At 59.7% G+C, this 9,193-nt stretch carries 8 protein-coding genes; 4 read left to right on the top strand and 4 right to left on the bottom strand.

The features are described 5' to 3' along the window. The first annotated feature begins 11 nt into the window (after nt 1–11). From era to NW843_RS01950, 3 genes are all read left to right on the top strand, one after another. Nucleotides 12–1,103, top strand: coding sequence for a GTPase Era (era, locus tag NW843_RS01940; RefSeq protein ID WP_414384116.1), 1,092 nt, complete (start codon nt 12–14; stop codon nt 1,101–1,103). A 233-nt stretch (nt 1,104–1,336) separates the two neighbouring features. Next, nucleotides 1,337–2,488 (top strand): aromatic ring-hydroxylating oxygenase subunit alpha, encoded by a 1,152-nt coding sequence (locus NW843_RS01945; RefSeq protein ID WP_414521958.1) that lies wholly within the window; start codon nt 1,337–1,339, stop codon nt 2,486–2,488. A 67-nt stretch (nt 2,489–2,555) separates the two neighbouring features. Further along, the gene (locus tag NW843_RS01950) at nt 2,556–3,158 is read left to right on the top strand and encodes a glutathione S-transferase family protein (RefSeq protein WP_414409419.1); all 603 of its coding nucleotides are present in this window, start codon (nt 2,556–2,558) and stop codon (nt 3,156–3,158) included. A gap of 11 nt (nt 3,159–3,169) precedes the next feature. On the opposite strand, the gene NW843_RS01955 is transcribed toward NW843_RS01950, so the two are convergent. From NW843_RS01955 to der, 3 genes are all read right to left on the bottom strand, one after another. Further along, nucleotides 3,170–4,426, bottom strand: coding sequence for a BMP family lipoprotein (locus NW843_RS01955; RefSeq protein ID WP_414521959.1), 1,257 nt, complete (start codon nt 4,424–4,426; stop codon nt 3,170–3,172). A gap of 88 nt (nt 4,427–4,514) precedes the next feature. Then, entirely contained in the window at nt 4,515–4,979 is a 465-nt protein-coding gene (smpB, locus tag NW843_RS01960; RefSeq protein WP_011432891.1) for an SsrA-binding protein SmpB, read from the bottom strand. Nucleotides 4,980–5,002: 23 nt separating this feature from the next. Further along, nucleotides 5,003–6,382, bottom strand: a complete 1,380-nt coding sequence (der, locus tag NW843_RS01965) for a ribosome biogenesis GTPase Der (RefSeq protein WP_011432890.1) — start codon at nt 6,380–6,382, stop codon at nt 5,003–5,005. Nucleotides 6,383–6,542: 160 nt separating this feature from the next. On the opposite strand from der, the gene NW843_RS01970 reads away from it, so the two are divergent. Next, nucleotides 6,543–7,739, top strand: a complete 1,197-nt coding sequence (locus NW843_RS01970; protein WP_414415961.1) for an aspartate aminotransferase — start codon at nt 6,543–6,545, stop codon at nt 7,737–7,739. 3 nt (nt 7,740–7,742) lie between these two features. On the opposite strand, the gene NW843_RS01975 is transcribed toward NW843_RS01970, so the two are convergent. After that, nucleotides 7,743–8,951, bottom strand: coding sequence for a Coenzyme F420 hydrogenase/dehydrogenase, beta subunit C-terminal domain (locus NW843_RS01975; RefSeq protein ID WP_414521960.1), 1,209 nt, complete (start codon nt 8,949–8,951; stop codon nt 7,743–7,745). Nucleotides 8,952–9,193 lie beyond the last annotated feature (242 nt).

The raw sequence follows: 9,193 nt of genomic DNA on the forward strand, positions 1-9,193 counted from the left end.
GTTGAACAGTGATGTTCAGCAGTGTTCAGCGTAAATGTATCAGCGCCGGACATCCCTATTCTCCTTCAGACGGGAGGGATCCCTCCCCTGAGGGACAGGGATCCATTGGCGACGGCGGGACAGAGTCCTCCGCTGCTGCAGCAGAAGGGGAATCGGCGCCCGGTCGTGTCAGCAGTGGGGAACTGTCTGCGATCCCGGCTGCCCCGCCAGGGTTTAAGTCGGGGTTTGTGGGGCTGATCGGGCGGCCCAATGTGGGCAAGTCCACCCTACTCAACGCCCTGGTGGGACAAAAGATTGCCATCACCTCTCCCGTGGCCCAGACCACCCGCAACCGCCTGCAGGGGATCCTCTCCCTACCCCAAGCCCAGATCATCTGGGTGGATACCCCTGGCATCCACAAACCCCACCACCGCCTGGGGGAAATCTTGGTACACAACGCCCAGGCAGCCATTGCCGCTGTGGACGTGATCCTCTTCGTGGTGGATGGATCGGTGCCGGCAGGACGCGGGGATGCTTTTATTGCCGAGCGGATCCCTGCTGCTTCCCCCTGCCTGATCGTCTGCAACAAAGCGGATCTGCTTCCTCGGGATGCTGCCGTGCGCCAAGCTCACCAGGAGAGCTACCAAGCCCTGCGCCCCGGCGCTCCTGTCGTTTGGGTGTCTGCCTTGGATCCCAGCAGTTTGACACCCCTGATCCAAGCCACCATCGATCTGCTGCCCACCGGCCCCTACTACTACCCGCCGGATCTGGTGACGGATCAGCCGGAGCGGTTCATCATGGCGGAGCTGATCCGAGAACAGGTGCTGCTGCAGACCCGCGAGGAAGTGCCCCATTCCGTGGCCGTGACCATCGACCAGGTGGAAGAAACCCCCAACGTCACCCGCATCTTGGCCACCCTCTATGTAGAGCGGGACTCGCAAAAGGGGATCCTCATCGGCAAAGGGGGGGAAAGGCTCAAGCGGATCGGCCAGGCAGCCCGCCTGCAGATTCAAAAGCTGATCCTGGGCAAGGTGTACCTGGAGCTGTTTGTCAAGGTGCGGCCCCACTGGCGGCGCTCTGAGCACCTTCTGCGCGACTTGGGCTACAGCGCTACGTCCCCCTAGCGGGAATAAGCCATTTGCGTCAGCAGGACGGAGTTCTTATGCCCCCCTCTCCCCTTGTGGGTAGGAGACTGGGGTATTCGCGCAAGCAGCACGGCGTGCCTGGGGGGAATGCTGCAAAAATGCCCTAGACCTGCTTAGAACAGATACTGACTGGGATCCCTGCGTTAGCTTGGATAGCAAAGCCTTTGGAGTTCAACGGCAGTTTTTCCCATCTTGCTTTGCTGCCCCGCGCTATGACCGCTTTCTATCCCGCTACTGTTCAACCGGGCGCCCGCACCCTGCCTGGCCACTACTACGTCTCCTCCAGCCGCTTTGAGGCGGAGATCGAGCGGATTTTTTATCGGCAGTGGTTCTGCGTGGGGCGCAGTGCCGATCTGGCCCAACCTGGAGACTTTTTGCAGGTGCAGGTGCTCAGAGAAAGCCTGATCCTGGTACGGGATCCCAAGGGGCAAGCCCATGCCTTCTTCAACCACTGTCGCCATCGAGGAACCCGACTCTGCAGCGAGCTCCAAGGCCATTTTGCCGATGGGATCCCTTGCCCCTACCACGCCTGGCGCTATGGGCTGGACGGACAATTGTTGGCGGCTCCCCAGATGCACGAGGTGGAAGACTTTCGCCGTGAAGATTATCCCCTCCACTCCGCTGCCTTGGCAGAATGGGAAGGCTTCGTCTGGGTCAACCTCAGCCGCAATCCTCAGCCCTTCGATGAGGTTTTTGCCCCATTGCAAGGTCGTTTCCGAGAGTGGAACCTGTCCGCTCTGCGGCGAGGCCATCGTATTGAATACCACGTTCAAGCCAATTGGAAATTGCTGTTTGAAAACTACTCTGAGTGCTACCACTGCCCGCTCATTCACCCAGAATTGGCCCGCCTTTCGCCGGCTCGCAGTGGTCGCAACGACTTGATGGAAGGCCCCTTTTTGGGCGGCTACATGTTGCTCAATCCAGATGTGACCAGCCTAAACATGAGTGGCCAACGCAGCTTGCCCCTGATCTCCACCGTGCGAGGCGAGAACCAACGGCGGGCCTACTACTACACCCTTATGCCCAATCTATTCTTGAGCCTGCAGCCGGACTATGTCATGACCCACACTCTGTGGCCCCAGGGATCCGACCGGACGCGGGTTGTCTGCGATTGGCTGTTTGAGCCGGAGACCTTGGCGCTGGATGGTTTTGATCCCAGCGAGGTGGTGGAATTGTGGGATCGCACCAATCGACAGGATTGGCACCTGTGCGAGCTCACCCAGCAAGGGGTGGGATCCCGTGCCTATGAAGCAGGGCCTCTTTCCCATGCAGAAGGGTTGCTGCAAGCCTTTGGGCGGGAATACCGCCGGCAGATGCAGGACAAAGCTGCTAAAAAAGTGTTAGGGACAGAGGGTTTTTGTTGATTGGGTTGCCGTTGGCGTTGTTAGGACGAAGTTCTTTGTAAGGTGCTTTGGGCTGAGGTTAACCACAATGTTGCGACTGTACGGGATCCCAACCTCCGGAAATTGCTACAAAGTGGAATTGCTCCTCAAGCAATTGGGGATCCCCTATGAGACGGTTGAAGTCAACTCCAGGGCCGGAGAAAACCGCCGCCCCGAGTACCTGGCCAAAAACCCCCTGGGCCAGATCCCGGCTTTGGAACTGGAAGATGGAACGGTCTTGGCCGAGTCCGCCGCGATCTTGGTCTACCTGGCAGAAGACACCCCCCTCTACGGCCAAAACAAGTTGGAACGGGCCGAGATTTTGAAGTGGTTGCTTTTTGAACAAACCCGCATCGCCCGCTACATCGCCACCACTCGCTTCTGGGTGCGGGCCGGCCAAGCAGAGGCCCATGCTGACGTGATCGCCCAGAACTTGAAATCTGGAACAGAGGCGCTGGAGATCATGGAAGGCCATCTGCAGGGGAAGGTGTTTTTTGTGGGCAACCGCTACACCATCGCCGATCTCGCCCTTTTCACCTACACCCATGTGGCGGAGCAGGGTGGGTTTGACCTTAAGCCCTTTCCCCAGATCCGAGCCTGGTGTCAGCGGGTGAAAGAAACCGACCGGTTCTTCCCCCTACCCGGAGCCTAGAACGCCTTCCGCTAGTTGCTGGCTCCCTCCATGCCCTCTAGCAACTGGCCCAGATACCAAATCTCGACCTCGCTGGCCACTTCCCCCTCAGCCAAGAAGGGCGTGCCATCTTGGAAGTTGAGCGGCCCCTTGAAGAGCTGAATGCTGCCATTCCCCAAGCCAGCAATAAACTCCTCCAGCTTGGCCTTGTCTTCCGGCTTCAGGGCTTCTCCCATGATGAACCCTGCCGAAGACGTGTCCGGGTTGTTGATATCCGACCAGTCGATGGGCGGACGCAGGAATTGGCTCTCGAAGGTGCCCGCGCGAGCTGCCTCGATCAATTGCTTGTATCCTGGCCCCCAGTTGTAGTAAGAAACCCCCAGGCAAATTTCGGGCGCGAAGTTGCAACCGCTGGCCAGGCCGTAGTGGGTGTAGCGCACTCGCTTTCCGGCCTCAGCAGCCCGTTTGCCTTGCACCGCCGCCTCCGGTGTATCCAACCCTGACATCACCACATCAAAGCCGCCGTTGTAAAAGTCATCGGCAACCTTGCTCGGATCCAAAGTGACCCCTGGAATGTTAAACCAAAAGCCAATCCAGGTCACTCGGAATTGCAACTCCTCGGGACGATCCCGGTAAGTATCCCAGCAGTATTTGGCTCCCAAGTAGGCGGCAGCAGCGTAACGGCGGGTTTCGTCGTTGATCAGAGGCCCCAACAGGCCAATTTTGCCGGTTTCGGATCCCAGAGCCGCGGCACATCCGGCCACCATGCGCATCGCTTCCATCTGGGGCATGATGTTGGCCAAGTTGGGCAGATCGATGTAATTTTTCCCTTCCTTCCAGGCCATGTCCCCAGAAGCATGGATAACTGCGATCTCAGGATGCTTGCGGGCCGTTTCAATCGCATCGTCTTTGTGGTCATCGGAAGTAAAGATGATAACCTTCGCACCTCGGGCGATCATGTCATCCGCCACCTGGGAGGCGCGCACATTGGGCCGATCCGCTGGGTTCACCTTGTCCAGGTAGTCAAACTCGACACCGGGCAACTTGGCCTTGACGTATTCGCTGCCCTCCACATGCGCCTGGCTCCAGCCGCCATCCTGCATCGGCCCCACCAGCACCATGCCCACTTTGAAGGTCTCTTGCGCTGTTGTGGGGGTGGATCCCAGTAGAGCGGCGACTGCCAGGCCAATAGCCCAGCCTCTCGAGGGAGAAAAAGCGCGGGTAAGATTCCAGTTCACAGGCAGCTCCAACAGAACAGGGATCCAAAGCCGGAAGACTACATCCATCATCGGGATCCCGCTGCAGATCGCTGTATCTGAGAATACAAAAAGGCGCTTGGCAAACGACGTGGAAGCCAGCAGGGGCTCAGGGAGAAATTTATCGTTCCTTCAGTTCCCGCTGAATCTCCCGCTGGGTTTGCCGCTCTTTGATTGCCTGCCGCTTGTCGTGGAGCTTTTTGCCGCGGGCCACGCCCAGATGGGCTTTGATCCAGCCGCGGTTGAGCACCAGCTTGAGGGGAACCACGGTCAGGCCCTTTTGTTCCACCAAGCCCCGTAGGCGGTCGATCTCGCGGCGGTGCAGCAGCAACTTGCGGCGGCGGGTAGGGTCGTGGTTAAACACTTTGCTGGCGGTGTCATGGGGGGAGATGTGCAGATTGTGCAGCCATGCTTCCCCATCCCGAAAGAGGGCAAAAGCGTCTTGCAGGTTGGCTTTGCCCGCTCGTATCGATTTCACCTCTGTGCCGGTCAGTTGGATCCCGGCCTCATAGGTCTCCAAGATGTCGTACTCGAAGCGGGCGCGACGGTTGTCAACCAGGGTTTTGACGTTGGGATCCACAGCCATAGGCTTTCAGTAGACCAGAGGGCCTAACGAGAGGTCAGGGATCTCTCCAATTTTCGCACCGCCCGCCCAACCAAGCGCTCGGATTTGCCGCGCCAGAGAAAGCGAATGGGGGTACCGGTAAAGTCCAGGTTTTGCCGGAAGTGCTTTTCCAGGAAGCGGCGGTAGTTATCCTTAAACAAATCGGGATCGTTGACAAACAGAACAAAGGTGGGGGGCCGATCCGCCACCTGGGTGCCGTAGTAAATTCTGCCCTGCTTGCCCTGGCGGTTGGTGGGGGGCGATTGCCAGGCAAGAGCATCCTGGAGCACTTCGTTGACCACGGCGGTGGGAACCCGTTTGCGGTGGGCGGCCACCACGGTATTCACCTGCTCAAAGATTTTGTGGGTGCGTTGCCCGGTGAGGGCGCTGACAAACAGGAGCGGCGCCCATTCAATAAAGTAAAGCCTGTCGCGAATCTCGCGGGTGAACTCGTTGATGGTGTGGGTATCTTTGTTTTCTACTGCATCCCACTTGTTGACGACGACAACGCAGGCGCGGCCCTCTTCTTCGATGCGCCCGGCCAGCCTCTGATCCTGTTCGGTAACCCCCTCCAAAGCATCGATCACCAGCAGCACTGCATCCGAGCGCTGGATGGCCTTGAAGGCCCGGTTGATGCTGAAGAACTCAATGCCGTACTGCACGCGGTTTTTTTTGCGGATGCCGGCGGTATCGATGAGGCGATAGGGCTGCCCTTCCCAGGTGACCACGGTGTCGATGGCATCGCGGGTGGTGCCGGAAATGGGGCTGACGATGGCCCGCTCGGATCCTACCAGGCGGTTGAGCAGGCTGGATTTGCCGACGTTGGGCCGTCCCACAATCGAGACGGCGATGGGATCTGGCTCGCCTGCGGCTTCTGCGGTCACTTCGGGCAAGTGAGCCAGCACCGCCTCCAACAGCTCGGCTACCCCATTGCCATGGATGCCGGAACAGGGGATCGGATCCCCCAGCCCCAGCTCCCAAAAGGCTGCTGCCTGAGCCAGGCCCATCTGCCCCGACTCGCACTTGTTTACGGCCACCACCACCGGCAGGGGTTGTTTGCGCAGCCAATCGGCCACTTCTACATCGGCGGGTGTCAGTCCCTCTCGGCCATCCACCACGAAGATCACGGCCTGCGCCTCGGCCATGGCTGCCATCGCTTGCTGGCGAATGTGGGGCAGAAATTCGCTGTCGTCGCCAAAAACCAGGCCGCCGGTGTCCACCACCCGCAAGCGGCGCCCGTTCCACTCCACCTCCTGGTACAGGCGATCCCGGGTCACGCCGGGCTCATCGTGCACAATGGCCGAACGCACCCCCGCCATGCGGTTGACGAGGGTGGATTTGCCCACGTTGGGGCGGCCCACAATGGCCACAAGAGGTAGGGGCACTGTTGGCTCGTCGATAACTTGGGATATCTATCCTAGCTGTTCGGGATCCCGGATGCCCAAAGCCGCCAATCTCGATCATTGCTTTGGATGCAGGTCTGGCGGTAAGTTAGGTACCTATCCTCCCATCAGGCACCGGCTGTGCCCCTTCCCCATTCTTGCCATGAACCGCGCTCTCGTTCCCGCCCAGCGGCTGAACAAGCTGCCCGCCTATGTCTTCGCCCGCTTGGATGAGCTGAAGGCCCGCGCCCGCCAGCAGGGGTTGGATTTGATCGATCTGGGCATGGGCAACCCCGATGGTCCCACCCCACAGCCGGTGGTGGAGGCGGCGCAGGCGGCCATTGCGGATCCCGCCCACCACGGCTACCCGCCCTTTGAGGGCACGGCCAGCTTCCGCCAGGCGATCACGGATTGGTACTGGCGCCGCTACGGGGTGGAGCTGGATCCCAATGGAGAGGCGCTGCCTTTGCTGGGATCCAAAGAGGGGCTGACCCACCTGGCTCTGGCCTATGTGGATCCCGGAGATCTGGTGTTGGTGCCCAGCCCTGCCTATCCAGCCCATTTTCGCGGCCCCATGATTGCCGGCGGGCAGATCTACCCGATGATGCTGCGCCCGCAGAAGGGGTGGTTGATCGATCTGCAAGAAATACCGCCGGAAGTGGCCCAGCAAGCGCGGGTGCTCTACTTTAACTACCCGAACAACCCGACGGCGGCAGTTGCGCCCCGCTCTTTTTTTGAGGAAGTGGTGGAGTTTGCCCGCCGCTACGATCTCATCCTAGTGCACGACCTGTGCTACGCCGAGCTGGCTTTTGATGGCTACCGGCCCACCAGCTTGCTGCAGATCCCAGGGGCCAAGGACTTGGCGGTGGAGTTCCATACCCTTTCCAAAACCTACAACATGGCCGGTTGGCGGGTGGGATTTGTGGTGGGCAATCGCCAGATCATCCAGAGCTTGCGCACTCTAAAAACCAATCTTGACTACGGCATTTTCGCTGCCATCCAAAAGGCCGCCGAAACTGCCCTGCGCCTGCCGGATAGCTACCTGGAGCAGGTACAAGAGCGCTACCGCCGCCGGCGCGACTATCTGATCGGCCGCCTAGCGGAGTTGGGCTGGCGGATCGAGCCGCCACGGGCGACGATGTATCTCTGGATCCCTACCCCCCGCGCTGCCGACGGCACCCCTGAGGGATCGACGGAGTTTGCCCTGCGGGTGCTGGAATCTACAGGCGTGGTCGTAACCCCCGGCAGCGCTTTTGGAGAGGGAGGAGAGGGCTACGTGCGGATTAGCCTAATTGCCGATTGCGAGCGCATAGGTCAGGCTATCGATCGCTGGGCGGAAGCTGGGATCCGCTACTGCTGAGCCTCAGTCTTGCGGGAGTTGGTACTGCTCCACAATCCGCCGGGCAAAGGGGGGCACGTGCTGCTCCAACTTCTGGGGATAGTGGCGGCGCACGTAGAGGTAGTTGCGGGTGAAGTGGGAATCGATGGAGAAGCGGGCATATTCCAGGCCGCGCGGCCCAAAGCGCTGGATTGCCGCCCCCAAGAGGCGAGCCAGCCACATTGGCAAACTCAGGGCTTGGTCGTAGGCAGGGATCCCCTGCTGCACTGCCGCCCGCCGGGATCCCTGCGAGATCACCGGTTGGGTTTCCAGCTCCTCCCAGACTAAGTCCAACAGCTCTTGCCCCCGCTGATTGCGCACCAGCAGCCACTGCCAGCCCAAGGGGGATCCCATGTAGCCCACCACCAGATCTGCCAGAGCATTCACATAGTCAAAACAACTGAGGCAGGAGGGGGCAAACACGTCCTTGAGTTCTTTGGTCTTGAGGCCGAAGAAGGGCACCTTTTCCACCGAGCCATCTTCGTGTTTGAAGTGGATGTGGAAGTCTTGCATAAACTCGTAGTGCACCACCGTCTGTGGGGAGCGGCTGGTGGTTTCTAGAAACTTTTGCAGCCCGGCACGGCTGACATTGTCCACACAGGGCGTGCCCAACACGTACAGCTTCTCCAGGCCCAGTTTTTTTTCCACCGCCCGCAAAGCCTGAATTTGGCAGCCCACCCCGATCACCAATAGGCGCTTGAGGCCGCTTTGCTCCACCTGCTCCAACACAGACAAGTTGGGAGAAAGAGTTGGCTTGTTAACTCGCGCCGCCCAGACCGCTTCGGGGGTACGAGCCAGGATGGGCCGTGGCTGAAAGCGATCCCGCTCATCCGCCTGCACGCACACCACCCCTTCCACCAAGCCAGTGGTGAGGGCCTTCATGCCAATGCTGCTGACAATGCCCGTCCACTGGGCCCCCGGGATCGGATCCCGCTTGCGGGCTGTGTACATCGCCTCGTAGACACCGAAGTAATCGGTATCAGTGACGGCAAGGGATCCTGAGCGCAGCGATTCCCGGGATCGCCCGTGGGTCTGTTCTTCCAACTGGGTCAGTTGCTGGTCCAAGAAGGCACAGGCTTCTCTGACCTGGGCCACGTAGCGGGTATCGCAAAGGCCACACTGGCTGCACAGCTCTTTGGCCGGATAGTGGCCGGAACGGATGGGCCGGGCTGGACGTGGTGAACGGGATCCCATGATTTCTAGTGTTTGCGTAAGCGGAATGGAGTCCAATGGATCTTTTGAGCTTTGCTATTTAAGCTTTCTTTGAGATCTAAAGACACAGGCACCTCAGGCGTTCGCAGCAACGGCAACCAAGGTGCTCTCTTCAGTTTGCGGCCAAAACGGCAGATAGCGGCAAAGAACTTCGAGGGATCCCTGCTAAAGGAGCGCAAAATTTCAGCTAGAAATCGCAGGAGCCCCGCACTGTACCCGTAGGG

It is taken from the genome of Synechococcus sp. R5-12, assembly GCF_047502655.1.
Classification (GTDB): Bacteria; Cyanobacteriota; Cyanobacteriia; order Thermostichales; family Thermostichaceae; genus Thermostichus.

Coding starts and splice junctions, on each gene's coding strand:
- NW843_RS01945 (WP_414521958.1), top strand. CDS start 1,337: ATGACCGCTTTCTATCCCGCTACTGTTCAACCGGGCGCCCGCACCCTG.
- NW843_RS01975 (WP_414521960.1), bottom strand. CDS start 8,951: ATGGGATCCCGTTCACCACGTCCAGCCCGGCCCATCCGTTCCGGCCAC.
- NW843_RS01950 (WP_414409419.1), top strand. CDS start 2,556: ATGTTGCGACTGTACGGGATCCCAACCTCCGGAAATTGCTACAAAGTG.
- era (WP_414384116.1), top strand. CDS start 12: ATGTTCAGCAGTGTTCAGCGTAAATGTATCAGCGCCGGACATCCCTAT.
- NW843_RS01955 (WP_414521959.1), bottom strand. CDS start 4,426: ATGATGGATGTAGTCTTCCGGCTTTGGATCCCTGTTCTGTTGGAGCTG.
- NW843_RS01970 (WP_414415961.1), top strand. CDS start 6,543: ATGAACCGCGCTCTCGTTCCCGCCCAGCGGCTGAACAAGCTGCCCGCC.
- smpB (WP_011432891.1), bottom strand. CDS start 4,979: ATGGCTGTGGATCCCAACGTCAAAACCCTGGTTGACAACCGTCGCGCC.